The sequence below is a fragment of the Rhodococcus sp. MurmanLake-1 genome, assembly GCF_056945715.1.
Genome location: NZ_JBWZNF010000001.1, coordinates 110,039 through 134,603 on the forward strand (window position 1 = coordinate 110,039; position 24,565 = coordinate 134,603).

A 24,565-nucleotide genomic window follows, 5' to 3' on the forward strand; every position below is an offset into this window, starting at 1 on the left:
ACACGGCAGGTCTGTTTTGCGGCGACGCGCCGGGCACGAAAGTGTCCGGCGCGCGTTCGGTTATCGGATAGCCACTAGGATTTCGGCGTGGCGACATCAAAAATCGAGCGGTTGATGAACCTGGTGATCGCATTGCTGTCCACCAGACAGTTCCTCACGGCGGAGAAAATCCGCGACAGTGTGGCCGGGTACAACGATTCCGCGAACTACGAAGCGTTCAGTCGCATGTTCGAACGCGACAAGAACGAACTTCGTGACCTGGGTGTCCCGTTGGAAACCGGTCTGGCAGGACGGTTCTCGACGGTCGAGGGTTATCGGATCAATCGCAACGCTTATGAGCTTCCGGACGTGGACCTCACCAGCGAGGAATCTGCTGCGGTTGCTGTCGCCGTGCAGTTGTGGGAGTCGCCGGAACTGATTTCGGCAGCCCAGAGTGCACTACTCAAACTCCGAGCGGCCGGCGTCCAGGTCGACTCAGAAGTCAGTGCCGCGCCGGTCACGGCGATTCCCGCGCGCACCCGCGGTTCGGAGCCCGCGCTCGGCAAGCTGCTTGCAGCCGTCGACGCCGGACGAGCAGTTCATTTTCAGCACCGCGGCGCGTTGAACGAACCGTTCACCGAGCGCACCGTCGAGCCGTGGGGCGTAGTCACGCACAACGGCAAGTGGTATCTGGTCGGGCACGACGTCGACCGTGATGCGGTGAGGACCTTCCGGCTCTCCCGGATCGGTGACGATGTCAGGGAGTTCGGCCCGGCCGGTTCGGTTCACAAACCCGAAGGTGTTGATCTTCGCGAGGTCGTCGACCGCGTGACCGGATCGGGAGTCGTCACCGGAACCGCCACGGTCTGGGTCGCAGACGGCCGCGCACATGAGCTTCGGCGGCTTGCGACGTCGTCGTCCGATCGGCGGCTGACCGATCGTGATGGCAGCGTGCTGGCCATTCCCGTCCGATCCTGGGAATGGACCGCTCGGTTGATCGCCGGTCACGGTTTGGATGCACTGGTGTTGGACCCACCGGATTTGCGTGCTGAGGTCGTCGCGAAGCTTCGCGCCGCCGCGGCGAGCCTGGCCACCAGCAATGACGGACAGGGGGACAACTGATGAGCAATCGACTGTCATCGCGGTTGGCACGGCTGCTCAACCTCGTGCCGTACTTCATCGCGAATCCGGGCATCAGTCCCGCCGAGGCGGCCGAGGAACTCGGCGTCAGCACGACTCAACTGATGACCGATCTGAATCAGCTGTGGGTGTGCGGACTGCCCGGGTACGGTCCCGGCGATCTCATCGACCTGTCCTTCTCCGAGGAAAGTATCGAGGTCACGTTCTCGGCCGGGATCGATCGCCCGCTGCGCCTCACCTCTACCGAAGCGACGGCATTGCTGATCGCCCTTCGGTCGTTGGTGGAAATGCCGGGCATGGTCGATCCGTCGTCGGCCCAGCGCGCTATCGCGAAGATCGAGGACGCAGCAGGCTCGGCCGCGGCACGAGCTATCGGTCAGGACCGGGATACATCGCCGGCGCCGGACATCGCCGAAGACCCGATCGCCGCGACGGTCAGAGCCGCGCTCGCAGACAAGACCGCCCTGCGATTGACGTATTATTCGGCCTCGCGTGACGCGGTCTCCGAGCGCATCGTCGATCCCGTTCGTATCGTGTTGGTCGACAACTACAGCTACCTCCAGGCCTGGTGCCGTCAGGCCGAGGGTGTGCGGTTGTTCCGATTCGATCGGATCGATGCCGCCGTCCAACTCGACGAGCCCGCCGACCCGCCGCCGCAGGCCCTCGAGGAAGATTCGAATCTCGAGTTGTTCAGCGGCGACGGTTCCCTTCCGGAAGCACGGTTGTTCATCACCAAAGAGTGGGTGTGGATGCTCGACTACTACCCGATGGACGTCGAGCACGTGAACGACGACGGGTCGGTCGAGGCGACGATGAGTTTCGGAACACTCGAATGGATGGCAAGGCTGGTGTTGGGATTCGGTGAGGGAGTTCGGGTCCTTCATCCGCCGGAACTGGTCTCCGAAGTCCATGATCGGGCCGTTGCGGCACTCGACGCCTACGACGTAATCGGTTCGTAAAAGTTGGGGAAACTCCGCGTTCAGTGGGTTCGCAGGAAACAAACAGGTAAAAGGTAGCTGAAGTAAGTGCTTTGACACCTCCGAGCGCCGGTTGTGTCCGGTAGCATCGAGGAATCTGATCATGGGAGGTCGTTATGGGTGCAATGCAGCCGATGCATTGGCTGATTGTCGCTGTTGTCGTCGTAATTCTGTTCGGGTCGAAGAAGCTTCCCGATGCAGCACGCGGTCTGGGTCGTTCACTCCGCATCTTCAAGAGCGAAGTCAAGGAAATGCAGAACGACGATGCGGCGCCCGCAAGCGCGCCGGTCGCACAGCCTGCTCCGGCACAGTTGCCGACGGCCAACACCGCGGTGGTCGCAAACGGTGCAGCAGCACCTGTTGCGCAGCCGACCGAAGTCAAGCCGCTCTAGTACACACTGCGTTCTAGCCGGGGTGAAATATTCGTTCACCCCGGTTGTCTGCTGACCAAGACCAGGATGCACAGTGCGTATTCCGTTAGATCCGCGTAACCGCAAGCGGAAGGTCAACCCAGACGGCACCATGTCGTTGGTCGACCACCTGTACGAATTGCGGACTCGTTTGTTGTTCGCATTCCTCGGCGTGATCATCACCACGGCGTTCGGCTTCTTCTGGTACTCACACTCGATACTCGGTCTCGAGAGTCTGGGCGATCTGCTTCGTGGACCGTACTGCGAGCTTCCGTCCGAGAGTCGCGCCAACCTCAGCACCGACGACGCGTGCCGATTGCTGGCGACCGGGCCGTTCGAGCAGTTCATGCTGCGATTCAAAGTGGCGCTCACCGCCGGCATCGTTCTTGCCTGCCCAGTGTGGCTTTACCAATTGTGGGCATTCATCACCCCGGGGCTCTACGCCAAAGAACGTCGATACGCGGTCGGATTCGTCACCGCTGGTGCCGCTCTCTTCATTCTCGGCGCGATCCTGGCGTACCTCGTCGTGGCGAAGGCTTTGCACTTCCTCCTGACCATCGGTGACAACGTCCAGATCACCGCGCTCAGTGGTTCGGAGTACTTCGGCTTCATCATCAACCTGCTGCTCATCTTCGGTGTCAGCTTCGAAATTCCACTGCTCGTCGTCGTGCTGAACTTTGCCGGCATTCTGACGTACGAGCGTTTGAAGGCCTGGCGTCGAGGATTGATCTTCGGGCTTTTCGTATTTGCTGCAGTCGCCACGCCGGGTTCGGATCCGTTCTCGATGCTGGCGCTCGCGCTGGCCCTGACGCTTCTCTTCGAGGTCGCTGTTCAGATCGCTCGCCTCAACGACAAACGTAAGGCCAAGCGAGCCGGTGAAGACTGGGGCGCACTGTCCGACGAGGAAGCGTCCTCCATCTCGTCTCCGTCCGATCTGAACGAGGCTTTCGACAATCCGACCAAACCCAAGGCCGAATCGAGTGGTTTGTTCGGACGTAAGTCCAAGTCCAAGGCTCCGGTTGCGGAGAAATCCGACACCGGCGGCGACAACGCGCCCGGTCAGGATTTCACTGACACCCTCTGAGCGCCGTGCCACCACGTCGGCGGCGTGTGAAACCCTGACGAGGTGGTTATGAACAAGAGTGAACTGAGCACGTTTGCGTCCAGCCTGAAGTTCGAACTCGATCCATTCCAGGTGAAGGCATGCGTTGCGCTCGAAGCGGGCCACGGAGTCCTTGTCTGCGCGCCGACCGGCGCAGGCAAGACCGTGGTCGGCGAGTTCGCTGTCCACCTGGCTCTCGCGGCGGGCCGCAAGTGTTTCTACACGACGCCGATCAAGGCGTTGAGTAATCAGAAGTACGCAGAACTCGTCGAGCGGTACGGCCCGAGCGAGGTCGGCCTGCTGACGGGTGATTCGAGTATCAACTCCGACGCACCGGTGGTCGTCATGACCACTGAAGTCCTGCGGAACATGCTCTACGCAAATTCCGAGGCACTGCGCGGGCTTTCGCACGTAGTCATGGACGAAGTGCACTACCTGGCGGACCGGTTCCGTGGTGCGGTGTGGGAGGAAGTGATCCTGCACCTGTCCGAGGATGTTCGGCTGGTGAGTTTGTCGGCGACCGTGAGCAATGCCGAAGAATTCGGCTCCTGGATGGAAACCGTCCGCGGCGACACCACCGTGGTCGTCGACGAGACGCGGCCGATCCCGCTGTGGCAGCACATCATGGTCGGTCGACGGATCTTCGATCTCTTCGACAGCCGCAGTCATCCTGCCGCTGGGCCGAAGACCGTGCTCGTCGATCAGGATCTGGTTCGCCACGTCAAGCAGCGTCAGGCTCTCGAACGCGTCGAGAGCTGGCAGCCGCGTGGCCGCGGGCGTCGTGGCAGCTACCAGAGTTCCAACGATTTCCGACCCTTGCCACGACCTGACGTCATCGCGCAGCTGGACCAGTCCGGACTGCTCCCGGCCATCACCTTCATCTTCAGCCGCGCCGGTTGTGATGCGGCTCTTGCACAGTGCCTGCGGTCCCGACTGGATCTGACTTCGCCGGAGCAGGTTCGCGAGATCGACACCATCATCGAGAAACACACCGGGGAACTACCCGAGGAGGATCTCGAAGTTCTCGGATATCGGGACTGGTGCAAGGCACTGCGACGCGGACTGGCCTCTCACCATGCAGGCATGTTGCCGGCATTTCGCCAGACAGTCGAGGAACTGTTCGTCAAAGGTCTCGTGCGTGCGGTCTTCGCGACCGAGACGCTGGCCCTCGGCATCAACATGCCGGCACGCACGGTGGTCCTCGAACGTCTGGTCAAGTACAACGGTGAATCGCATGCCGAACTGACACCGGGGGAGTACACGCAGCTGACCGGTCGGGCAGGCCGACGCGGCATCGACGTCGAAGGGCACGCTGTGGTCCTGTGGCAGCCCGGGGTCGAGCCCACGGATGTCGCCGGCTTGGCGTCGACCCGGACGTTCCCGCTCCGCAGTTCGTTCCGCCCCTCGTACAACATGTCGATCAACCTCGTCGAACGCATGGGCGCGGCCGATTCACGGAAGCTGCTCGAGCGTTCCTTCGCACAATTCCAAGCGGATCGCTCGGTGGTCGGCCTGGTGCGTGGCATCGAGCGGAACGAAGAAGCCCTGAAGGGTTTGCAGGAGAAACTCGGCGGTGCGGACGGCGAATACTTCGAATACGCGTCGTTGCGTGAGCGGCTCAGTGCGCGCGAGCGCGCGCTCGAACGTAAGGGCCGCGAAGATCGACGCGGAGATGCGGTGGAGTCCCTCCGTGCACTCGCCCGCGGTGACGTGATCGCAATTCCCATCGGTCGTCATTCCGGGGTGGCAGTGGTCCTCGTCCCGGACAACGATCCGAAGGACCCGCGTCCGCTGGTTCTGACTGCCGATCAGTGGGCCGGCCGACTCTCCTCGGGTGATTTCCCGGAAGCAGCCGACGTTCTGGGAAAGATGCGCCTGCCCAAGCATGTCGATCACCACACCGCAAGGATCCGGCGCGATCTGGCCTCGGCATTGCGTAGTACCGGGATCAGTGCTCCCCGGCGGAAGAAGCGCCACAAGGCGGGCGCGTCCGAAGACGCCGAGGTCGCTACTTTGCGACGCGCTATTCGCTCGCATCCGTGCCACAGCTGGCCCGATCGTGAACATCTGAGCCGGATCGGTGAGCGCTACAACCGGCTGGCCCGGGAAACGCAGTCGATGAGGGAAAAGGCAGCGGCCACCACCAACTCGTTGGCGCGGACGTTCGACCGCATCATTGCGCTACTCAAAGAACGTGAGTACATGACTGCCGAAGCAGCGCCCGAAGTCACCGAATCCGGACGACGACTCAGCCGCATCTACTCCGAAAGCGACCTTCTGGTCGCCGAGTGCCTGCGGACCGGGGCGTGGACAGGTCTCAGCCCGGCCGAGTTGGCGGCCGTCGTCTCCTCGGCGGTCTACGAATCACGTCGGGACGGCGACACCGTTGATCGGGTGCCGACAGCGGCGCTTCGTCACGCCCTCAACGACACTCAACGATTGTGGAGCGAACTGCGGTCGGACGAGATTCGTCACAAGCTGCCGCCGACGCGGGAACCGGATCTCGGATTCGTCACCGCCGTTTATCACTGGGCGAGTGAGAACTCGCTTGTCGACGCACTGATCGCGGCCGGAGTGCAGGGCCGTGCGTTGTCTGCGGGTGACTTTGTACGTTGGTGTCGTCAGGTGATCGATCTCCTCGATCAGGTCCGCCTGACATCGACGGATGCCGACGTCGCGAAGACTGCGGCGCGGGCGGTAGCTGCAATTCGTCGCGGGGTAGTTGCTGTCGACGCAGCATGACCGCAACTATGTGGTTTGATTCGCAGACTGGTATTTCGAGTGGGAGGCGAACATGAGCGGGCCTTACGGACCGAACGATCCGAATCGGCAATGGGGTCCTGGTGATCAGCAGCAGCCGAACGAGCAGCAGTGGGGGCAGAATCCTCAGCAGCCGGGCGGTCAGCAGCAGCCTGGTCAGCAGCCCGGCCAGCAGCAGCCGTGGGGTCAGCCTGGTCAAACACCGCAGCCCGGTCAACAACCCGGCCAGCAACAGCCGTGGGGACAACCTGCCTACGGCCAGCCCGGGCAGCCTGGTGGTCAGCCTGCGTACGGTCAGCCGCAGCAACCTGGACAAGGACAACCCGGCCAGCAACAGCCGTGGGGACAACCCCAGCAGCAGCCTCCCGCTCAGCCGTGGGGTCAGCCCGGGCAACAGCAGGCACCTGACGCAACCCAGGCCTGGGGTCAGCCGCCTGCTGCCGCACCTCAGCAGGCATGGGGCGCCGCCGCTCCCGGCCAAGCGCCGGGACAGCAGAATCAGTGGAACCAGGCTCAGCCGTTCCCGAGTCCCGGTGCGCCCGGAAACCAGTCGGGTAAGTCGAAGAAGCCCTTGATCTTCGGTGCGATCGGTGTTCTCGTCGTTCTTGCTGCTGTCGTGGTGGCCCTGGTGTTCGGTGTCTTCGGCAAGAACACACTCGATCAGAGCGCGGCTCAGGCCGGCGTCGAGAAGATCGTCACCGAGTCCTACGGGGCAAAGAACGTGAGCAATGTTCAGTGCCCCGCGGATCAGGAAGTCAAGTCAGGCAACAAGTTCACCTGCACGCTTTCGATCGCGGGTGTGAAGTCGAACGTGACTGTGACGTTTGTCGACGACAACGGCACGTACGAGGTCAGCCGCCCGAGCTGACGCTCTACTGGTCGGAACGGCCTGCCGCCGCAGCCGCGAGCGCGGCGGCAAGCCGTCCGGCAGAGCGCTCGATGTTCAGCGAGGCCGCCACTTCCTCGAAGCGTGCGGGATCGGCGGGGGTCGCCGGGAGTTGGTCGTCCTTCGAGAACTGAACGTCCGCGTCGCGAACCACTCGTACTACCGGCAACGCAGCATCAAGGTAAGCGATGGCCTCTGGTGAGGTGAGTTTTGCGCGAATCCCCTTGGCCATGTCGGATTCCGGATCAGCTGCGGCCGCGCGAAGTCCGGCCAACGAGCCGTAGCGCAGCATCAGCGTCGACGCAGTCTTCTCACCGACACCCTTGATGCCGGGTAGACCGTCGGAGGCGTCTCCGCGCAGTACCGCGAGTTCGGCGTATGCCTCGCCCGCACGATCACCGGGTACTCCGTACTTCTCGGCAACCTCGACCGGTCCGAAGAGTTCGGCCTTGGACAAGCCACGGCCCACGTAGAGGACACGAACGGGCACGTACTCGTCGGTGACGACCTGCAGAAGGTCTCGGTCACCACTGACGACGACGGTGAGATCTTCGCGCTCGGTGGCGGCAAGCGTTCCCAGCACGTCGTCGGCTTCGAGTCCGACGGCACCCGCCGTCGCGATTCCTGCTGCTGCGAGCACGTCCATGATCATGTCGACCTGAGGCGTCAACGTGTCCGGAACTTCTTCGGACGAACCGTCAGAGCCTTCTTCGACGCGATGCGCTTTGTACGTCGGGACTGCATCGACGCGGAACTGCGGTCGCCAATCCAAGTCCAGGCACACCGCGAGACGACTCGGCTGGTGTTTGGTGATCAGGGAAGCCACCATGTCAGTGAAACCGCGCACGGCGTTGACAGGTCTTCCGTCGGGGTCGACGAATGACTCGGGCAGCGCGTAGAACGCACGAAACCACAGGCTGGCACCGTCGAGGAGAAGCAATGGCCCACTCATGGTCACCATCCTGCCAGTCGGCACTAACCTGTAAGCCATGACGTCTCCAGCCGAACAGGATTCCCGATTCTCCAGCGCCGTCTACGGCGCACGTATCGCTCGCGCCGCGGAGTTGGCTCGATCAGCAGGACTCGACGGTCTGGTGGTGACTCCAGGCCCGGATCTGCGGTACCTGACGGGTTCTCGAGCCGACTCGTTCGAGCGCTTGACCGCGTTGGTCATCGCTGCGGACACGGCGAAGGCGTCTGTCGTGCTTCCTCGCTTGGAGTTGGCGTCGTTGAAGGAATCGGCGGTGGGCGATCTCGGGCTGACCGTCCTCGACTGGGTCGACGGTGTCGACCCGTATGCGATTGTGGCGGCGCAACTCCCGACCGGCGCCAAGGTTGCGGTGACGGATGCGATGCCTGCATTGCACCTGATCCCGCTCGCAGACACCTTGGGCGCGTTGCCGATCCTCGCTACCGGCGTATTGCGTGAATTGCGGATGGTCAAGGACGACGCCGAGATCGAGGCGTTGCGACGGGCCGGTGCGGCGATCGACCGTGTTCACGCCCGCATGGCCGAGTTCTTGATCGTCGGCCGTACGGAAGCCGAAGTGGGCGAGGCAATTTCGGAGGCGATTCTCGAAGAGGGGCACACCGAGGCCGCGTTTGTGATCGTCGGATCAGGCCCGCACGGCGCCGATCCGCATCACGAGGTTTCGGACCGGGTGATCGAGAGCGGCGATATCGTGGTGATCGACATCGGCGGACCGGTCGAGCCCGGCTACAACTCGGATTCCACCCGCACGTACAGCATGGGGCAGCCGTCCGCCGAGGTATCAGCGCAGTTCGCGGTACTCGAAGCGGCACAGCAGGCTGCCGTCGATTCGGTGCGGCCAGGAGTATCCGCAGAATCCGTCGACGTTGCCGCCCGCGAAGTGCTTGCCGCACAAGGTCTTGCGGAGGTCTTCGTTCACCGCACCGGTCACGGTATCGGGCTGTCCGTGCACGAGGAGCCGTACATCGTCGAGGGCAACACCATCGAACTCGTCGAAGGTATGGCCTTCAGCATCGAACCGGGAATCTACTTCCGCGGCAGTTGGGGTGCCCGTATCGAGGACATCGTCGTCGTGACCGCGGACGGTTGCGAGTCGTTCAACAACCGTCCGCACGGCCTGACTGTCCTCGGCTGATCAGCTTTCCTTGAACGCCGCGGACCCGAGGATGCGGGTGACGTCGATTTCGATGACCACGCGCGCTGGGTTGACCCGTGGCTGGCGGTACCGCTCGGCATAGCGCCGAACGGCGTCGGCCACGGAGTCCTCGTCGGCGAGCACGCGTGCCGGCCCTTCGAGCGTGAGCCAGCGACCACCGTCGACCGAACTGACTGCGGCGTATCCGCCACGCGCTGCGTTTATCGCCTTCTGTGAACCACCGCTGGTGATCACGCGCGCCTTTCCGGCTTCCTGGTCCCAGGTGAACCCGACGGCCACGACGTGTGGGGTGCCGTTCGGACGCAACGTCGTGAGTGTCGCGAGGTGGTATTCACCGACGAACTTCAGCCCGTCTTCGGTGAGAGTCTGCTGTGCCGATGGCGTGGTGGAGGGGGTGAGCGTCATGCCACGACGGTAATCCAGGACACTGGAGCGGTGACTGCGGGTGCGAACGTGAATGACATCGAGACGGTACTGCTCCTCGGCGGACGAAGTGAGATCGGCCTCGAGATCGCGGTCAGGCTCGCGCCGGGCCGCAACATCGTTCTGGCTGCCAGACGCAGCGGCGAGCTGTCGGAGCAGGAGCAGATGCTCAGGAACGCCGGAGCGGTCGGCGTCTCCACCGTCGAGTTCGACGCCGACGCCGTCGACACGCACGGAGACCTCCTGGACGCCGTAGTCGCCGAGCACGGTCGGATTTCGGTTGCAGTACTGGCCTTCGGAATTCTCGGCGATCAGGCGCGTGCCGAAACCGACGCGGCGCATGCGGTCGCGGTGGTGCACACCGACTACGTGGCGCAGATCAGCATCCTCACGCACCTCGCGGAGATCATGCGCCGACAGGGAACCGGAAAGATCGTGGTGTTCTCGTCCGTCGCCGGCGTTCGGGTTCGCCGCGCCAACTACGTCTACGGGAGCGCAAAGGCCGGCTTGGAAGGTTTTGCCAGCGGTCTGGGCGACGCGCTGCACGGTTCGGGCGTGCAGTTGATGTTGGTACGGCCAGGGTTCGTCATCGGGAAGATGACCGACGGAATGTCGCCTGCCCCGATGTCGAGCACTCCGTCGCAGGTCGCCGACGCCGTCGTACGGGGACTGAACTCCGGGGCGACTCGGGTGTGGGTTCCGCGAATTCTGCAGCCGGTGTTCTTCGTCATGCGGCTTCTGCCTCAGACGATCTGGCGCCGGATGCCGCGATGACCGCACACCCGGTGGTGATCGTCGGCATCGGCGCCGACGGCTGGGAAGGGCTGTCCGAGAGCGCGCAGGGTGCAATCCTCGGTGCGGAGGTCCTGATGGGGTCGCCGCGCCAGCTGGACTTGGTCCCGGCGGCACATCTCGGGGCACGGCGTGCGCCCACCAGGCTCACCTGGCCGTCTCCGATGATTCCGGCGTTGCCGTCGATGTTCGCCGAGAACGCGGACCGCAAAGTATGTGTGCTCGCCAGCGGTGACCCGATGTTCCACGGCCTCGGCGTCACGTTGGTCCGGCTGCTCGGCGCGGACAACGTGCGAGTGATCTCGCACCCGTCGTCGGTGGCGTTGGCGAGCGCGCGAATGGGATGGGCATCGGCCGAGGTCGACGTCGTGAGCCTGGTGAACCGAGACTCGGCGACCGTCTTGGCGGCAGTGGTCGATGGCGCGCGCCTGTTGGTTCTGAGCAACGGGCGCTCGACACCGGGGGAGGTGGCTCGTCTGTTGTCCGGCGCGGGCTTCGGACGATCGATCGTGACCGTGCTGGCCCAGCTGGGCGGGGCCGAGGAATCGCGGACCGTCACGGTGGCAGACGAGTGGGATCACGCGGACGAGGACGTGGACGCGTTGAACGTTCTGGCCGTCGAGTGCATCTCGGTCGATCATCCGTTGCGGCTGACTCGAATCCCGGGTCTACCGGATGCTGCCTTTGTCGGCGACGGTCAGATGACCAAGCAGGAGATCCGCGCATTGACGTTGTGTGCACTCGCACCGGCGCCGGGAGAACACCTCTGGGACGTCGGCGGAGGGTCGGGAACCGTCGCCATCGAGTGGATGAGAACCCACCCGCGTTGCACTGCAACAGCATTCGAGAAGGTGGCGAGCCGGGTATCGCAGATCGGTGCCAATGCAATCAATCTCGGCGTGCCTGCGTTGGCAGTGAAAGCGACCGCGCCCGAGGCGTTTGCGGAAGAGGTTCGGCGTCCCGATGCGGTGTTCGTCGGCGGCGGCGTCACGCAACCGGGAATGCTCGAAGCGTGCTGGGAGCAGTTGAGCGTGGGCGGGCGTCTGGTTGCCAACGCCGTGACCGCCGAGTCCGAATCGTTGCTGCTCGGCTGGATGAGTCGCCATGGTGGGACGCTGCGACGCTTTCAGGTGCAGCGCGCCGAGCCTTTGGGCGCGTTCAACGTTTGGCGACCGCAACTTCCGGTGGTCCAATGGTCCGTCACAAAAAGTCAGCCGTCTGCAAGCGCAGACACAGATACGCCGGAGGAATCCACACAATGACCGTTCATTTCATCGGTGCGGGTCCCGGTGCGGCAGATCTGATCACTGTCCGCGCGCAACGCATCATCGCTGCGAGCCCTGTGTGCTTGTACGCCGGCAGCCTTGTCCCGGCGGAGTTGCTCGAGTGGTGCCCGGTCGGGGCGCAGGTCGTGGACACTGCTCGCCTGAGCCTGGACGAGATCACCGCAATCCTTGTCGAAGCGGATTCCGCCGGGCTGGACGTCGCGCGTCTGCACTCCGGTGATCCGTCGATCTTCAGCGCGGTGGCCGAGCAGGCTCGTCGCCTGGACGCCGCGGGTGTCGATTTCGACATGATTCCCGGTGTTCCTGCATTTACCGCGGCAGCAGCTGCACTGGGGCGTGAGTTGACCGTCCCAGGCGTCTCGCAGACCATTGTTCTCACCCGAGTCTCCACCTTGTCGACGGCAATGCCGGAGGGCGAGGATCTGCGGTCCCTGGGCCGCAGCGGCGCAACGATGGTGGTTCACCTCGGCGCTCATCGCATCGAACAGATCGCATCCGAGTTGGCCGACAATTACGGCGAGGACTGCCCGGTGGCGGTCGTCGCCTTCGCCTCGCGGCCCGAGGAGATCGTTGTTCGAGGCACTTTGAAGACGATCGTCGAACTTGTTCATGCAGCCGGCATCACGAAGACGGCCGTTGTGATCGTCGGCCGAGTGTTGACTGCTGAAGGATTCCCGGACAGCTATCTCTACTCGGCGGCGCGTGAGAGAAGCACACACTGACCCCGACGGGTACTCGTCATCGCGTGCTCCTGCTCGGCGGCACGGGTGAAGGTCGAGTGATCGCTTCTCGGTTGGCCGGTTCAACCGACCTCGAAGTTGTCACATCGCTGGCCGGCCGGGTTCGTGATCCTCGATGGCCGGAGGGGGAAGTACGCATCGGTGGGTTCGGGGGAGCCGAAGGCCTCTCGGAGTGGTTGTCGAACAACGATATTCGTGCAGTGCTGGACGCCACACATCCGTTTGCCGCTCGCATCACCAAAAATGCATTCGACGCGTGCCTCGCGAATTCCGTTCCGTACGCCATGTACCGACGCCCCCCGTGGCGCGAGCAACCCGGCGACACCTGGCTTCCGGTACGCGATCTCGATCACGCCGCAGAATTGGTGCCGACGATCGGCTCACGCGCTTTTCTGACGATCGGGAGGCAAGGAGTTTCGGCGTTCGACCGCGTGAAGAACGTCTCGTTTCTCGTGCGTTCCATCGATCCGCCTTCAGGGACATTGCCGCCTCATTCGCAATTGCTGCTCGCACGTGGCCCATTCGACGTCGAAGCGGAAGTCGATCTGATGAGAACTCACGGCATCGACGTCGTGATCACCAAGAACAGTGGCGGCGAGCAGACGTACGCAAAGATCGCCGCCGCCAGGCAATTGTCGATCCCGGTGATCGTCGTCGAACGACCACCGATCCCGGCGACCGCTCCGGCATTCGACACCGAAGCCGGGGCGGTGGACTGGCTCACGGCTTTCGGTAGTGGAACGGCGCTGTGAGGCCGACATCGCGTTCGCTTCAGGTTCGTCTAAGGTTCCGTGACCATACTGGAGGGATGTTGGGATCTTTCGACGCCGCACTGCGGGACCGCGCATGAGAGTGTCGGTTCCCGGAATGAGCCGTCGAAAACCATCGGGAATTCACGTGCGGACGCTCCACGCGCGCGTAAAATTGCTGACTGCAGGGCTGGTGGCGATCGCGGTGATCGTGTCGGCGTCGGCGGTGTACATCGTGTTCAACGCGTATTTGCAAGGCAACGTCGATCGACAACTCGAGCGCACGAGTGACGCGATCACCGACACCGTCAATTTCGGCGGTGTCACACCGGTTCTGGGATTGACGGCCGGCGCGGATACAGCGGTCATCCAGGCGGTGGGGCTTCTCACTGCCGACGGCGCCTTGGTGACGGCGACCCCCGGTCTGCCGCCGTTCAGCACCAGCGCAGACGCCATCAGGTCGATCGCAGACGGCAATTCGTCGCAGACGATCGCAACCGTCGATGCGTATCGAATTCTTGTCGAGCCCTCGGTTGCGGGCCAAACTTTGGTTGTCGCCCAATCCTTGGGGCCGACCCGTTCGGTCCTCAAGCGACTCGCAGTGGTGTTGGCGGCACTCGGGGCGGCCGGCATCGCACTCGCCTATGCGGCCGGAGATGCTGTGGCACGCACAGGATTACGACCAATTGCGCGACTCACTGCGGCAACGCGGCGGGTTGCCGAAACGGATGATCTTGCGCCGATTCCGGTGACCGGCGACGACGAGTTGGCGTCGTTGACAGTCAGTTTCAATCGGATGCTCGGGACGTTGTCGGAATCGCGGGCGCGCCAGAGAAGTCTGATCACCGAAGCGGGCCAGGACCTTCTGGCTCCGTTGACTGCACTTCGCACCAATATCGAGTTGTTGATGTCTTTCGATACCAAGTCCGGCGCGATTTCCGAGGCAGATGCAACGCAGTTGCGTGAGGAAATCACGGACCAGATGATGGAGTTGACGCTCCTAGTCGGAGACTTGGTGGACCGTGCGCGGGTTGACGAAAGCACGTTGGGGAGAGGAGATTCCCTCTAAATCGGACGTCTGACCAGCGCCTTTGTTGCATTCGTAATTGAAGCAATGGAAGGAGCGCTGGTAATGTGGGGCAATTGTGAAGTTTTTGGGTATAGCTGGAGTGTGGCGCGAACCGTGGGGTTTGCTGGGCGGGGGCCTTTGGAGGACGAGAGGGATTCAGTGGTCAAGCAAGCACGCGCCGAGCTGACTCGGCAGCAAATCGTTGCCGGCGCGGCCGCGCAGTTCGAGAAGACTGGTTACGGCAGCACCAGCATGGCCGACATAGTCTCGGGGGCCGGTACTACCAAGGGCGCGTTGTACTTCCATTTCGCGTCGAAGGACGAGCTCGCGCAATTCATCATTGCCGAACAGCATCGGCTCTCGATCGAATCGGTGCAGGCGATTTCCGCGACGGGCAAGGACCCGTTGGAACAGATGATCATGCTCACGCACGAAATGGCACGTCAGATTGTCGACGAGCCGATCGTTCGCGCGGGCATTCGCCTGACGCTGGAACTGAGCACGTACGAGGGGCCGGTGGAACCGTACGCCGAATGGATCTCGGCAATCACGGATCTCACCGCCAGAGCTCAGGCGGAAGGTGAAATCCGAAAATCGGTCAGCGCAGAATCGTTCGGCAGGTTCATGCCCTCGGCATTCACCGGGGTACAGCTGGTTTCGAACGTTCTCACCCGACGCTCGGACCTTCCGGATCGTGTCGACGAGATGTGGCAGATCCTGCTTCCGGGAATCGTCAGCGACGAACTTTCCGGTGACATCGAGCGCCTCGTCAAGTCGCGGTGGACTCCGGCGGCGGCGTAGCCTGCGGGACATGGCCGTCACGCGGATAGTTTCGGATCTGTCGAGTAGTTCACTCGAGGCCGCGCAGCGCTTCTACACCGAAGTGCTGGGCCTCGAAGTTGTCATGGATCACGGGTGGATCGTGACGTTGGCTTCGCCGACGGATCCGTCCTTGCAGATCAGCGTCATGACGCACGACGCTCATGCCCCCGTCGTGCCGGACGTCTCCGTCGAGGTGGACGATCTCGACGCAGCGTACGAGGCCGCGGTGCAGCGCGGCGACACGATCGTCTACCCCGTCACCGAGGAGCCGTGGGGTGTGCGCAGGTTCTTCGCTGCCGACCCCGACGGTCACGTGATCAACATCCTCAGCCACCGACGCGAGCAGTGATGGTGTCCGGCCCGGGCGGACTGACGTACCTCGAGGTGGGCGCGACGGCAGGCGTTCTCCCCGCTGGCTATCACCACGTTCACGAGAGCGCGACCGTCGGATCCGGACGTGAAGATTTCGAGGTCGCAGCTCGTACCGTCCTGGAATGGGGAATGCACCGCGGAGCCGGTCTGATCGTCCGTACGGCAGCCCCGACCGCGGTGGCAGGTCAGGATGCGACTTTCGGACTCGGTCCGGTGACTATCCCGGTTCGGATCGTCTATGTCGTCGACGACCCCAATCGCAAGGGCTTCGCGTACGGAACCCGCGCAGGCCACCCCGAATGCGGGGAGGAGTTGTTTGTCGTCCAGTTCGACGAGACCAGCCAAGCGGTTCGTATCGAGATCGTCGCATTCTCCAAGCCTGGAACGTGGTGGGTGCGTCTCGGCGCTCCGATCGGACGTCGAGTTCAGGCGTTTGTGACGCGCCGCTACATCCGTGCCGTCCGCGCGAGCGTCGACCGATCGCGGGTTTGACCCGTTGTAGGCGTCAATTCAATCCAGCGTACGAGTGCAATCCCGACACGACGTAGTTGATTGCAAACATGTTGAAAAGCATGGTTGCGAGCGCAGCAACATTGATCCATGCCGCACGCATGTTCTTCAACCCTGCGGTAGCGCGCGCATGGAGGTACGCGGCATAGAGAACCCAGGAGATGAACGAGACCGTCTCTTTGGGGTCCCAGCCCCAGAAACGTCCCCACGCGGCTTCCGCCCAGATCGCCCCGCAGATCACCCCGATGCTGAACAATGGGAACCCGACGACCGTTGTTCGGTAGGCCACGCGGTCAAGCAATTCGGATGACGGCAGTCGTGCCGCAATCCAACGCAACGCGCGTTTCTTCGACTGCGGACCCACCTCGGCAATCATGAAAAGTGCGCTGACCGCACTTGCGAACGTAAGGATGCCGGAGGCGGCGACGATGATCGTGACGTGCACGCCGATCCAGTACGAACGAAGAGCGGGTACGACCGGCGCTGCCTCGGCATACATGCTTGCGGCGGCGACGAACAGAAGCACCACGGTGGGTGACAGAACGAAGATGGTCAACGATCGAATCGGGTACCGCCGCAGAATGGCCAGCCAGCATGCCACCAATGCCGCGCTGAGGAAAAGCGCGTACTCGTAGAGGTTTCCGAGAGGCCATCGGTGCGTCGAGATGCCGCGAAGTGCAAGCGCGGTGACGTTGAGCACCAGGGCGACGACGATGAGAGACATGGCAGCGCGACCCGCACGATGGGCGCGGGTTCGATTCGGCGGCAATGCGATCCGGCCGGGCAACGCCGGATTCGATGCACTTCCGGCATGTGCGAGTGCCGGTCGCACTGTGGCAGAGAGGGGTGCGCTGGCGAAGTCGACGACGGAAAGAACCAGGGCGAGAACGTAAATCGCGAAAGACGACGCGAAGGCGTAGTCGCTGTACTGCGCGAGAACTGGATCGACCGACATCAGGCTCCTCATAACGACCGGTTGGTTGTCATTTGGAATCTACTACACACGATCGTAGAACTGGCAGGGCCGTCTGTCGGATCAGTGGTCCGGAAAATGATTGGACTAGCTTCGGTTCGGATTGATAGCTTGTGCGAGACCGTGACAACACGCCAGGAGGTGAGACCCATGAACGCTGTAACCATGTGGGTGCTCCCACTCGTGTTCACGGATCGGCGATTGACGTAGGTGTCGCCGGGAGCGCCTCGAGTAGGCATCCCGAAAGGTAACACCATGCAATCCAATTCTCAGACCATCGAATTCACTTCCGAGACGACGTTGAACGGTGTCGTCGAACGCTATTTCACTCTGGACGACATCACCGGTGTGCTCTGGTCACCCGCGTCCGGATCTGTCGAATCACCCCTTCTGCTGTCCGGGCACTCCGGCGGCATGCACAAGAAGGCACCAGGACTGGTTGCCAGCGCACTCCACAGTGTGAGCTCCCACGGGTTCACAGTCGCCGCGATCGACGCGCCCGGACACGGCGACCGCCCGCAGAACACACAGGACGAACAGTGGGTCGAGGCGATCCACCAGGCTAGGGCGGCCCACGAGCCGATCGCCCCGATCGTCGTCGAGTACAACCGATCGTTGGCGGAGCGTGCAGTGCCGGAATGGCAGGCGACCATCGACGCTCTGCAAACACTGCCCGACGTCGACGCCGACGCTCCGATCGGCTTCGGCGGCGTGTCGCTAGGGGTCGTGACCGGGCTGATGTTGGCCCCGGTCGAATCCAGGATCGCTGCCGTGAGCTTCGGGGGAGTTTTTGTGGACGACTCCCTCATCGAGGCAGCGCGAAAGCTCACGGTCCCGGTCGAGTACCGGATCCCTTGGGACGACAAGGATTACGACCGCACGTCGGGGATAGCGTTGTTCGATGCCTTCGGCTCGAAGGAGAAGACGCTGCACGCCTACTCGGGCAGGCACTATCCGGTGCCCGACTACGAGCGCGACAGTTCGGCTCGGTTCTTCGCCCGCCACCTCGGCGGGAGCGGTGGCGCTCCTGTGAGCTGACGTGAACACGTATCGGCGTCCGGCCTGTGTCGGACGCCGATGCGATTTCGATCCTTCGCTCGCTAGTAGCCGTCCAGCTAGGCCATTTTTGCTGAGGCGCGCGAGGGTGCGCGCTAGCATGGCCCTCGACCGGGAATGCTTACAGCTCGAGGTGCAGTGCCCGTGGAATAAGAGGCCAGAGTGTTCGATAGCGACGAGTGGTCCTTACGGTCCGCCGGGCGGAACGAACTTGTTCGTGATCCAGTTCGATGCTTCGATCTCGTCGCGGATTGTCCGGAGAACTTCGGTGGCTAATGCTCTTGCTGTGCCGAGTATCCGGTCAATACTGAACACCGAACACCGAACAAGACTGGAAACTCTTCTCGCGTCCGAACTGAGGCGACGACATGTGTTTCAACCGCCCATGTCCAGCCATGCGTCGACTACCCGTCCGATACCTGACCCGGGGGCGGTATTTGAGTGGGCCGATATCGCACGGCGACTGCACCCGACTGGAACTCGTGGCGATCGACGAGCTCAAGCTGGATGCGCTCGCGCAGACCGGCAAACAACGTCGGTCCGTGTCCGGCGAGGACCGGTTGCACAAGGAACTCGTACTCGTCGATCAGTCCCTGGTCTGCCAATGCCAGGGGGAGTGTCACGCCGCCAACCCACAGGCCTTCGCCGGGCTGCTCCTTGAGTCGCTGAACTGCTGGCCCCAAGTCGCCCAGCACCAGGTCGGCATTCCAATCGACCCCGCTCAACGTGCTCGACACGACGTACTTCTTCGCCCGGTCCATTGCCTCGGCGAACGGGATCTCCCACTCGTCCATCCAGTCAGGCCACGCGCCCGTTGCAGGCTTCCGCCACGCCGACTCCATCATCTCGTAGGTCACCCGGCCGAACAGCAAAGTATCGGCGCGTTCCATCTGAGCGGTCCAGTAGCGCATCGACTCCTCGTCGGGTGGAAGCCCCGCCTCGTGATGGCAGCAGCCGTCGAGGGTGATGTTGATCGAGTATCGAAGTGGTCTCATCTCGTTGTTCTCCCCTGATACGCGCAGAGTGACAGCACCGGACCGTACTCAGACTACTGCCGGGCCGTCGGTGTAGATCAGGTTCGGGACCTGGAGTCACGCGGGGGTCGACCGAACAGTAACCAGACGAGCGCACCGAGTACAGGCACCGCGATCACCAATGCCGACCACCAGAATTTGCCGCCCGAGCGGTCGAAGTCGGTGCGCACGATCGCCACGAGCGCGCTAATCGTGATGAAGATCCAGGCAAGAACGAAGACGGTGAAGGTGATGTCCACCCAAAGCGGAATGGTGGGGTTGTGGATCGATTCGTTCACGCTTCCAGACCACTTTCAACCGCTGCGACTTGATTGGAATAACACGCTCCAGCTCTTGGGCTTAGTGCGAGATCGACCTTCCCTCGGTACCCCGTCGATCACGCGGACGCGAGACGTTCGGAGATCAACGCGTTGAGGGAAACCCCTTCCTCGGCGGCGGCGCGTGCCAGCTTGCGGTGCAAAGTCGGCGTGATCCGGACCTGGAACTTGCCGGAATATCCGCGATCGCTCAGCGGCTCGGGGATCCGCTCACCTGTCTCTGCCATGTCCTCGAGCGTCTCGGCCACCGCTGTACGGATGCCGTCGAGCGCGGCTGCTTGGGTATCCGCGAGCCACGACAGGCCAGGGAACTCCGTGCAGGTTCCCAGGAACTCTCCGTCGGGTTCGTACCACTCGACTCGGTATGTGTAGTGCTCCACTGCGGGGATCACGGCGATTCTCCTTCCATGCGTTCGATTGCTGCCAGAACTTGCCCTACCTGGTACTGCTTGGCCTTACCGCCCGAACCCTTTTGAATGTTGATGCGTGGTCCCGGCCACGGCGTCTGGAACTTGGCGTGAGACCCGGCGTTCTGCCTGGCCTGGCCGAAGACATCGATGCAGAGTGCGAACAGTTCGTCGTAGGTGACGTTCTGCGGCGCGGTCCGCATTTGCGCGAGCAGCTTGTCTCTCTTCCCCATGCAATATTGATACTGCATCTAGTATCACCGTGGGTCAGCGGAGTGCGCAAGGTGTGAGTGCCCACACCGTGCAATTCTCTCTCTCCCGAGGCGGAGGTGGAGCTGTTCACGCTTCCAAACCACTTTCGACGACTGTGCCTTGATGAAACAACACACTCCATCGATTCTCGGCGAACCGCCAGATGGATGATCGCTCGGTAACCCGATGCGCCTGCGCCAGCCGGTACGTCACCAGATAGGTGTCAGGCGCGATCCTGCTCAGCGCCGGCCGGTCAACCCTCCACCCGAGTTCGGCGGCGTCGTTCACCTCGCCGCGGAGTCGCCGGCTCGCGACTGCCGACTGCACGTAGTCGCGGGTGTATCGAGCGCCGGAGGCTCCGATCTCCCGGAACTCCGGGTCGACGACCGCATCGAACTCGTCTCGTGACATCGCTACTCGAGTTCGGTGAAACAGAGGTTCGAACTCCATCAACTCGTCGAGGATCGGGCGCAACTCGTGCGGGGTCGTCACGACTGCTCCGAGAACTGCGCCCTCATCTCGATACCTATCTCCGCGTGTCGCAGGAGGAAGGCCTTCTCGTCATACCCCTTGCGCCGCAACCAGAGAGTGACCTCGCTGTTGCATTTGCTTGCATTGCACGAGCGGCACGCCGGTGCGATGTTGTCGAGCGTGTAGCGCCCACCGCGGGAGATCGCCAGCACACAGTCACGCTGCGGCGACTCGTCCGGCTCGCCGCAGTACGCGCAGCCACCCCAGGCCGCTTTGAGCGCGGACCACTGCTCGACGGACAGGTCGTGCTCCACCAGATCCATTCGGCGTTTGCGTTTGCGCGCGTATCTGGCTTTCCGGGTCCGGTTGACGGGCATGACGCCATGCTATCGCCGAGTGGTGGTTACTCCGGGTACCGCCGCGGGGTGAACACCTGACGGCCCGAACCGGTTTCGACGACCGTGGTCATCGATGAGCCGACGATCAGCAGAGTCCGCATGTCGATCTCGGAAGGCTCGAGCTCGCCGAGGGTCACGACGCGAACTGATTCCTCGGCGCCGGCAACATCGCGCCCGATGACAACAGGAGTATCGGGGGAGCGGTGTTCGAGTACGAGGTCCTTCATGGCTTGGACCTGCCACGTCCGCGACTTCGACGCCGGGTTGTAGACCGCAAATGCCATATCTGCGGCTGCAACTGCCGAGATACGGCGAGCGACGACATCCCACGGCTTGAGGCGATCGGAGAGGGAGAGCACCGCATAGTCGTGCCCGAGGGGAGCGCCGACGCGACTGGCGACAGCGTTTGCCGCCGTCATACCGGGAAGGATGCGGACCGGGACCCCGCGCCACTGGTCTTCGGCGGCAACTTCGAGAACTGCTGCAGCCATGGCGAATACGCCGGGATCACCCGAGGAGACGACAGCTACACGGGCGCCGTTCTTCGCCAGGTCCAACGCCATCGCGGCGCGTTCGGCTTCGACGCGGTTGTCGCTGGAATGGCGCCGCTGGCCCGGACGCGTCGGCACGCGATCGACGTAAGGGCCGTAGCCGACGAGGTCGGTGGCCAACGAAAGCTCATGCGCCACTTCGGGTGTGGTCCATGCGGTGTCGCCCGGCCCGAGTCCGACCACGACCACCTCGCCGCGGGATTCGGTTGCGGGTCGAGGGTTGTTCGACGGGCTCGGAACGATGGCGATCGAGAAGTACGGAACTCCGTCCGGGTCGACCTCGGCAGCGGATTCGACGCGTTGACGTGTGGTGCTCGCGCGCTCGACGTAGTGCGCTTCATCCAAGCGGCCGGAATCCTCGAGCGATTGCAGGACCGGCGGGAACGTGCGTCCGAGCTTGAGGATGGCAGCGGCGTCGGTTTCCTTGAGCCGCCTGGTCAGCTCGGCCTGCGGCAATGTTCCGGGCAGGATCGTCAGGATTTCTTCACCCTCGACCAGCGGCTTTCCGAGTGCAGCAGATGCCGCGCTGACGGAGGTGACACCGGGAATCACTTCGGCGTCGAAGCGATCGGCCAGCCTCTTGTGCATGTGCATGTAGGAGCTGTAGAAGAGCGGATCGCCGGCCGCGAGCAGGGCAACGGTTCGACCGGCCGCGAGGTGAACTGCCAGCCGTTCGGCAGCCGCTTCGTAGAATTCGTCCATCGCGCCCTGGTATCCGCCGGGATGATCAACGGTCTCGGTGGTCACGGGGTAGACGAGGTGTTCTTCGATCTGTCCTTCGCGCATGTACGGCGCTGCAACTCCGCGGGAGATGCTCTTGCCGTGCCTCGCGGAGTGGAACGCAACCACATCGGCCTCGCCGATGACGCGGGCGGCCTTGACGGTCACCAATTCGGGATCGCCGGGGCCGATACCGACACCCCAGAGCTTGCCTGCACTCATTCGACTTCGCTCGCAATCGCATTGACGACGGCCGCGGTGATCGCGCTGCCGCCGCGTCGGCCGCGGAGAACGAGATGATCGATCCCGCTGGCGTGTTCGATGAGGGCTTCCTTCGACTCGGCAGCGCCGATGAAGCCGACCGGACCTCCGACGATGGCGGCCGGACGGGGTGCGCCGGCTTCGATGAGGTTCAGGAGATGGAACAGTGCGGTGGGTGCGTTTCCGATCGCGACAACAGCGCCCTCGAGCTTGGCTCCCCACAGTTCGAGAGCAGCCGCCGAGCGAGTGTTGTCGATGGTCGACGCCAGCACGGGAACCCGCGGATCGCCGAGGGTGCAGATGACGTCGTTACCGGCGGGCAGACGCTTGCGCGTGATGCCGGCAGCCACCATCTGGGCGTCGCAGAAGATCGGCGCGCCGTCGCGCAGAGCTGCGCGCGCAGCCGAGACGACACCGGGTGTAAAGGCGACGTCGTCGACGAGATCGACCTGGCCACTTGCATGAATCATGCGCACTACAGCTTGCGAGACATCCGCCGGGAAACGGCTCAGGTCGGCTTCGGCCCGAATGGTGGCAAAGGACTGGCGATAGATTTCCGCGCCGTCACGGATGTACTCGATCATGTGCCACACGATAGAGGCATCACCGATCGGCCGGATTCACCCGGTAACCGTCACTCGTCGCAATCACATCCGCTACGTCCCCGCGGGGACGTCCGCAGCTGCGGTCGCACCCGGCCCAGTGCTGGCGCCCGACGACGGGCAGTTCTGCCTGCTCGACGGCGGTGATTGCGTCGGTGCGCACATCGGCGAGCGACTTCTCGCATCCCGGGCTTCCGGTGCAGGCGGTGACGTCGAGCCACGGTGAGTTCTCGTCGAAGATCAACCCCATCGGCGCCAACACCCGGACTACCTGCTCGGCAGCCCATTCGTCGAGGTCGAAGATGTGCACCGATCGCCACGGCGTCACGACAACGGGCTTGTCGACGGCGGCCAGGAACTCGGCCAGCCGAGCGTCGAGCAGCCCGAATCGCAAGCCTCCGCCCAGGGCTACGGTCCCGTCGCGCTGCTCGAGCCAGCCGATGGTGGGCCGTGCATCCGGCGTGAGGTCCGCAGCACCGGTGGACTCGGCGCTCAGACCCAGCTGCTCGAGGGTGCGTTCGATTCCGTCCGGAACCTCGGCCAGGCGCCAGTGCTTGTCGCGGACGTCGAGGAATGATCGAGCCGCCTCGAGGAGCAATTCGACGGCGTCGTCCGCCTGGACGAGATGAGTGGTGTGGTGACCGGCGAGCACCAGTGAATGCTCGGTGGCGCTGCGCGCATGGAGTCCGAAATCGCCCCGTAGCCCGGTGATGTCTCCGCGCCCGTCGTCGAGGGTGAACAGGGTTCGCCCTGGCAGATCCGCCAATGCTTGATCCGCTTGGATCGCCGAATCGAGACGGTGGACCAGTTCACGAATGTCGGCTACGCCCCCGATACGGCCGGACAGTGGGGACGCGAGGATGTTGCGCACTCGCTCGTGCGTCGCGGACGGCAGCAGGCCGGCCGACGCGATTCGCGCTGCGAAAGCTTCGGGATCCGAGACCGAGCGCAGTTGGACGTTGCCCCTCGAGGTGAGTTCCATCTGCCCGTTGCCGAGATCGCGCGCTGCGTCGGCGAGCGTCTGCAATTGGACCGGGGTGAGGAGTCCGCCGGGTAGGCGCACGCGTGCCAGTGCGCCGTCGGCGGCGTGGTGAACTTGCAGTGCACCCGGGCACGCGTCTGGCTGTGAACGGTCCGTGGGCATGGCTCCAGGGTACGACCTGTCATGAGTGCCTTCTGCGGACCGGTAGCATCACCACCACCAGTGACGGCAGTTGAGGAAACCGGTGAAAGTCCGGTGCGGTCGCGCCACTGTGAGTGTTGCTCGAGCGGGACGTGTTTCCGCTCGGAAACACGAGTCAGACCCTCAACCGCCGTCGATGACAGATCTGTGCCACGGGGCGCGAAACCCCAGGAAGG

Annotated in this window: 28 protein-coding genes and 1 riboswitch; of the genes, 16 read left to right on the forward strand and 12 right to left on the reverse strand. The window is 63.3% G+C overall.

From position 1 onward, the window contains the following. The first annotated feature begins 87 nt into the window (after nucleotides 1–87). The 6 genes from AC2ETI_RS00515 to AC2ETI_RS00540 all read left to right on the forward strand — a co-directional run bounded on the left by AC2ETI_RS00515 (nucleotide 88) and on the right by AC2ETI_RS00540 (nucleotide 7,236). Complete coding sequence (locus AC2ETI_RS00515; protein ID WP_046378583.1) at nucleotides 88–1,101, forward strand: helix-turn-helix transcriptional regulator; 1,014 nt, start codon at nucleotides 88–90, stop codon at nucleotides 1,099–1,101. After that, nucleotides 1,101–2,078: a helix-turn-helix transcriptional regulator gene (locus tag AC2ETI_RS00520; RefSeq protein WP_021344321.1), complete on the forward strand. Its 978-nt coding sequence runs from the start codon at nucleotides 1,101–1,103 to the stop codon at nucleotides 2,076–2,078. Before AC2ETI_RS00515 ends, AC2ETI_RS00520 begins: the two co-directional genes overlap by 1 nt. A 134-nt stretch (nucleotides 2,079–2,212) precedes the next feature. Beyond that, nucleotides 2,213–2,488, forward strand: coding sequence for a Sec-independent protein translocase subunit TatA (gene tatA / locus AC2ETI_RS00525; protein WP_003944836.1), 276 nt, complete (start codon nucleotides 2,213–2,215; stop codon nucleotides 2,486–2,488). 73 nt (nucleotides 2,489–2,561) lie between these two features. Further along, entirely contained in the window at nucleotides 2,562–3,590 is a 1,029-nt protein-coding gene (gene tatC, locus AC2ETI_RS00530) for a twin-arginine translocase subunit TatC (protein WP_019748510.1), read from the forward strand. A 48-nt stretch (nucleotides 3,591–3,638) separates the two neighbouring features. Next, a complete protein-coding gene (locus tag AC2ETI_RS00535) occupies nucleotides 3,639–6,350 on the forward strand; it encodes a DEAD/DEAH box helicase (RefSeq protein ID WP_397510310.1) in 2,712 nt (903 codons plus the stop codon). Nucleotides 6,351–6,402: 52 nt separating this feature from the next. Next, a complete protein-coding gene (locus tag AC2ETI_RS00540; RefSeq protein WP_020907805.1) occupies nucleotides 6,403–7,236 on the forward strand; it encodes a DUF4333 domain-containing protein in 834 nt (277 codons plus the stop codon). Between the two features lie 4 nt (nucleotides 7,237–7,240). Here the strand turns inward: AC2ETI_RS00540 and AC2ETI_RS00545 are convergent, their stop codons facing one another. Continuing rightward, nucleotides 7,241–8,206 (reverse strand): 5'-3' exonuclease, encoded by a 966-nt coding sequence (locus tag AC2ETI_RS00545; protein WP_069146631.1) that lies wholly within the window; start codon nucleotides 8,204–8,206, stop codon nucleotides 7,241–7,243. 37 nt (nucleotides 8,207–8,243) lie between these two features. On the opposite strand from AC2ETI_RS00545, the gene AC2ETI_RS00550 reads away from it, so the two are divergent. Beyond that, nucleotides 8,244–9,380 carry a M24 family metallopeptidase gene (locus AC2ETI_RS00550; protein WP_020969665.1) on the forward strand — a complete coding sequence of 379 codons (1,137 nt, stop codon included), beginning with the start codon at nucleotides 8,244–8,246 and terminating at the stop codon, nucleotides 9,378–9,380. Here the strand turns inward: AC2ETI_RS00550 and AC2ETI_RS00555 are convergent, their stop codons facing one another. Next, nucleotides 9,381–9,806 carry a PPOX class F420-dependent oxidoreductase gene (locus AC2ETI_RS00555; RefSeq protein WP_019748505.1) on the reverse strand — a complete coding sequence of 142 codons (426 nt, stop codon included), beginning with the start codon at nucleotides 9,804–9,806 and terminating at the stop codon, nucleotides 9,381–9,383. It abuts the gene before it with no gap. A gap of 30 nt (nucleotides 9,807–9,836) precedes the next feature. Between AC2ETI_RS00555 and dprE2 the strand changes: the two genes are divergently transcribed. The 8 genes from dprE2 to AC2ETI_RS00595 all read left to right on the forward strand — a co-directional run bounded on the left by dprE2 (nucleotide 9,837) and on the right by AC2ETI_RS00595 (nucleotide 16,146). Next, the gene (dprE2, locus tag AC2ETI_RS00560) at nucleotides 9,837–10,598 is read left to right on the forward strand and encodes a decaprenylphospho-beta-D-erythro-pentofuranosid-2-ulose 2-reductase (protein WP_256064461.1); all 762 of its coding nucleotides are present in this window, start codon (nucleotides 9,837–9,839) and stop codon (nucleotides 10,596–10,598) included. Continuing rightward, nucleotides 10,595–11,878, forward strand: coding sequence for a precorrin-6y C5,15-methyltransferase (decarboxylating) subunit CbiE (cbiE, locus tag AC2ETI_RS00565; RefSeq protein WP_283308854.1), 1,284 nt, complete (start codon nucleotides 10,595–10,597; stop codon nucleotides 11,876–11,878). Before dprE2 ends, cbiE begins: the two co-directional genes overlap by 4 nt. Then, on the forward strand, nucleotides 11,875–12,624 hold the full coding sequence (gene cobM / locus AC2ETI_RS00570; RefSeq protein WP_080910369.1) for a precorrin-4 C(11)-methyltransferase: 750 nt from the start codon (nucleotides 11,875–11,877) through the stop codon (nucleotides 12,622–12,624). Before cbiE ends, cobM begins: the two co-directional genes overlap by 4 nt. Before the next feature lie 23 nt (nucleotides 12,625–12,647). Next, entirely contained in the window at nucleotides 12,648–13,394 is a 747-nt protein-coding gene (locus AC2ETI_RS00575; protein ID WP_256064464.1) for a cobalt-precorrin-6A reductase, read from the forward strand. A gap of 145 nt (nucleotides 13,395–13,539) precedes the next feature. Then, nucleotides 13,540–14,460, forward strand: a complete 921-nt coding sequence (locus AC2ETI_RS00580; RefSeq protein WP_230091155.1) for a HAMP domain-containing protein — start codon at nucleotides 13,540–13,542, stop codon at nucleotides 14,458–14,460. A gap of 159 nt (nucleotides 14,461–14,619) precedes the next feature. Beyond that, the gene (locus AC2ETI_RS00585; RefSeq protein ID WP_019748499.1) at nucleotides 14,620–15,261 is read left to right on the forward strand and encodes a ScbR family autoregulator-binding transcription factor; all 642 of its coding nucleotides are present in this window, start codon (nucleotides 14,620–14,622) and stop codon (nucleotides 15,259–15,261) included. A 10-nt stretch (nucleotides 15,262–15,271) separates the two neighbouring features. Then, entirely contained in the window at nucleotides 15,272–15,631 is a 360-nt protein-coding gene (locus AC2ETI_RS00590) for a VOC family protein (protein WP_019748498.1), read from the forward strand. Then, nucleotides 15,631–16,146: a DUF1990 domain-containing protein gene (locus tag AC2ETI_RS00595; RefSeq protein WP_256064465.1), complete on the forward strand. Its 516-nt coding sequence runs from the start codon at nucleotides 15,631–15,633 to the stop codon at nucleotides 16,144–16,146. The genes AC2ETI_RS00590 and AC2ETI_RS00595 overlap by 1 nt, the downstream gene beginning before the upstream one ends. 13 nt (nucleotides 16,147–16,159) lie before the next feature. Here the strand turns inward: AC2ETI_RS00595 and ccsB are convergent, their stop codons facing one another. After that, nucleotides 16,160–17,119 (reverse strand): c-type cytochrome biogenesis protein CcsB, encoded by a 960-nt coding sequence (gene ccsB / locus AC2ETI_RS00600; protein ID WP_483633440.1) that lies wholly within the window; start codon nucleotides 17,117–17,119, stop codon nucleotides 16,160–16,162. Between the two features lie 273 nt (nucleotides 17,120–17,392). Between ccsB and AC2ETI_RS00605 the strand changes: the two genes are divergently transcribed. Then, entirely contained in the window at nucleotides 17,393–18,175 is a 783-nt protein-coding gene (locus tag AC2ETI_RS00605; RefSeq protein ID WP_483633441.1) for an alpha/beta hydrolase, read from the forward strand. A gap of 422 nt (nucleotides 18,176–18,597) precedes the next feature. Here AC2ETI_RS00605 and AC2ETI_RS00610 read toward each other — a convergent pair whose 3' ends face one another. From AC2ETI_RS00610 to cobG, 9 genes are all read right to left on the reverse strand, one after another. Next, complete coding sequence (locus AC2ETI_RS00610) at nucleotides 18,598–19,188, reverse strand: dihydrofolate reductase family protein (RefSeq protein ID WP_256064469.1); 591 nt, start codon at nucleotides 19,186–19,188, stop codon at nucleotides 18,598–18,600. A 77-nt stretch (nucleotides 19,189–19,265) separates the two neighbouring features. After that, entirely contained in the window at nucleotides 19,266–19,505 is a 240-nt protein-coding gene (locus AC2ETI_RS00615; protein WP_020907792.1) for a PLDc N-terminal domain-containing protein, read from the reverse strand. A gap of 98 nt (nucleotides 19,506–19,603) precedes the next feature. Next, the gene (locus tag AC2ETI_RS00620; RefSeq protein WP_020969654.1) at nucleotides 19,604–19,936 is read right to left on the reverse strand and encodes a type II toxin-antitoxin system HicB family antitoxin; all 333 of its coding nucleotides are present in this window, start codon (nucleotides 19,934–19,936) and stop codon (nucleotides 19,604–19,606) included. After that, entirely contained in the window at nucleotides 19,933–20,184 is a 252-nt protein-coding gene (locus tag AC2ETI_RS00625) for a hypothetical protein (RefSeq protein ID WP_021344304.1), read from the reverse strand. Before AC2ETI_RS00625 ends, AC2ETI_RS00620 begins: the two co-directional genes overlap by 4 nt. A gap of 106 nt (nucleotides 20,185–20,290) precedes the next feature. Continuing rightward, nucleotides 20,291–20,695, reverse strand: coding sequence for a nuclear transport factor 2 family protein (locus AC2ETI_RS00630; protein ID WP_256064471.1), 405 nt, complete (start codon nucleotides 20,693–20,695; stop codon nucleotides 20,291–20,293). Next, a complete protein-coding gene (locus tag AC2ETI_RS00635) occupies nucleotides 20,692–21,051 on the reverse strand; it encodes an HNH endonuclease (protein WP_078377497.1) in 360 nt (119 codons plus the stop codon). The genes AC2ETI_RS00630 and AC2ETI_RS00635 overlap by 4 nt, the downstream gene beginning before the upstream one ends. 26 nt (nucleotides 21,052–21,077) lie before the next feature. Then, nucleotides 21,078–22,565, reverse strand: a complete 1,488-nt coding sequence (gene cobJ / locus AC2ETI_RS00640; RefSeq protein WP_047270543.1) for a precorrin-3B C(17)-methyltransferase — start codon at nucleotides 22,563–22,565, stop codon at nucleotides 21,078–21,080. After that, complete coding sequence (locus AC2ETI_RS00645) at nucleotides 22,562–23,188, reverse strand: precorrin-8X methylmutase (protein WP_007729839.1); 627 nt, start codon at nucleotides 23,186–23,188, stop codon at nucleotides 22,562–22,564. The genes cobJ and AC2ETI_RS00645 overlap by 4 nt, the downstream gene beginning before the upstream one ends. A gap of 19 nt (nucleotides 23,189–23,207) precedes the next feature. Continuing rightward, nucleotides 23,208–24,350 (reverse strand): precorrin-3B synthase, encoded by a 1,143-nt coding sequence (gene cobG, locus AC2ETI_RS00650; protein ID WP_256064479.1) that lies wholly within the window; start codon nucleotides 24,348–24,350, stop codon nucleotides 23,208–23,210. A 51-nt stretch (nucleotides 24,351–24,401) separates the two neighbouring features. Then, nucleotides 24,402–24,534: riboswitch (cobalamin riboswitch) on the forward strand. Nucleotides 24,535–24,565: the final 31 nt, after the last annotated feature.

What these genes read in the sequence shown, in the direction of transcription:
- AC2ETI_RS00540 (WP_020907805.1), top strand. Translation starts at nt 6,403, where the DNA reads ATGAGCGGGCCTTACGGACCGAACGATCCGAATCGGCAATGGGGTCCT.
- AC2ETI_RS00535 (WP_397510310.1), top strand. Translation starts at nt 3,639, where the DNA reads ATGAACAAGAGTGAACTGAGCACGTTTGCGTCCAGCCTGAAGTTCGAA.
- tatA (WP_003944836.1), top strand. Translation starts at nt 2,213, where the DNA reads ATGGGTGCAATGCAGCCGATGCATTGGCTGATTGTCGCTGTTGTCGTC.
- AC2ETI_RS00520 (WP_021344321.1), top strand. Translation starts at nt 1,101, where the DNA reads ATGAGCAATCGACTGTCATCGCGGTTGGCACGGCTGCTCAACCTCGTG.
- AC2ETI_RS00595 (WP_256064465.1), top strand. Translation starts at nt 15,631, where the DNA reads ATGGTGTCCGGCCCGGGCGGACTGACGTACCTCGAGGTGGGCGCGACG.
- cbiE (WP_283308854.1), top strand. Translation starts at nt 10,595, where the DNA reads ATGACCGCACACCCGGTGGTGATCGTCGGCATCGGCGCCGACGGCTGG.
- cobJ (WP_047270543.1), bottom strand. Translation starts at nt 22,565, where the DNA reads ATGAGTGCAGGCAAGCTCTGGGGTGTCGGTATCGGCCCCGGCGATCCC.
- AC2ETI_RS00610 (WP_256064469.1), bottom strand. Translation starts at nt 19,188, where the DNA reads ATGAGACCACTTCGATACTCGATCAACATCACCCTCGACGGCTGCTGC.
- AC2ETI_RS00555 (WP_019748505.1), bottom strand. Translation starts at nt 9,806, where the DNA reads ATGACGCTCACCCCCTCCACCACGCCATCGGCACAGCAGACTCTCACC.
- AC2ETI_RS00545 (WP_069146631.1), bottom strand. Translation starts at nt 8,206, where the DNA reads ATGAGTGGGCCATTGCTTCTCCTCGACGGTGCCAGCCTGTGGTTTCGT.
- cobG (WP_256064479.1), bottom strand. Translation starts at nt 24,350, where the DNA reads ATGCCCACGGACCGTTCACAGCCAGACGCGTGCCCGGGTGCACTGCAA.
- ccsB (WP_483633440.1), bottom strand. Translation starts at nt 17,119, where the DNA reads ATGTCGGTCGATCCAGTTCTCGCGCAGTACAGCGACTACGCCTTCGCG.
- cobM (WP_080910369.1), top strand. Translation starts at nt 11,875, where the DNA reads ATGACCGTTCATTTCATCGGTGCGGGTCCCGGTGCGGCAGATCTGATC.
- AC2ETI_RS00645 (WP_007729839.1), bottom strand. Translation starts at nt 23,188, where the DNA reads ATGATCGAGTACATCCGTGACGGCGCGGAAATCTATCGCCAGTCCTTT.
- AC2ETI_RS00590 (WP_019748498.1), top strand. Translation starts at nt 15,272, where the DNA reads ATGGCCGTCACGCGGATAGTTTCGGATCTGTCGAGTAGTTCACTCGAG.
- AC2ETI_RS00550 (WP_020969665.1), top strand. Translation starts at nt 8,244, where the DNA reads ATGACGTCTCCAGCCGAACAGGATTCCCGATTCTCCAGCGCCGTCTAC.
- AC2ETI_RS00605 (WP_483633441.1), top strand. Translation starts at nt 17,393, where the DNA reads ATGCAATCCAATTCTCAGACCATCGAATTCACTTCCGAGACGACGTTG.
- AC2ETI_RS00635 (WP_078377497.1), bottom strand. Translation starts at nt 21,051, where the DNA reads ATGCCCGTCAACCGGACCCGGAAAGCCAGATACGCGCGCAAACGCAAA.
- AC2ETI_RS00625 (WP_021344304.1), bottom strand. Translation starts at nt 20,184, where the DNA reads ATGGGGAAGAGAGACAAGCTGCTCGCGCAAATGCGGACCGCGCCGCAG.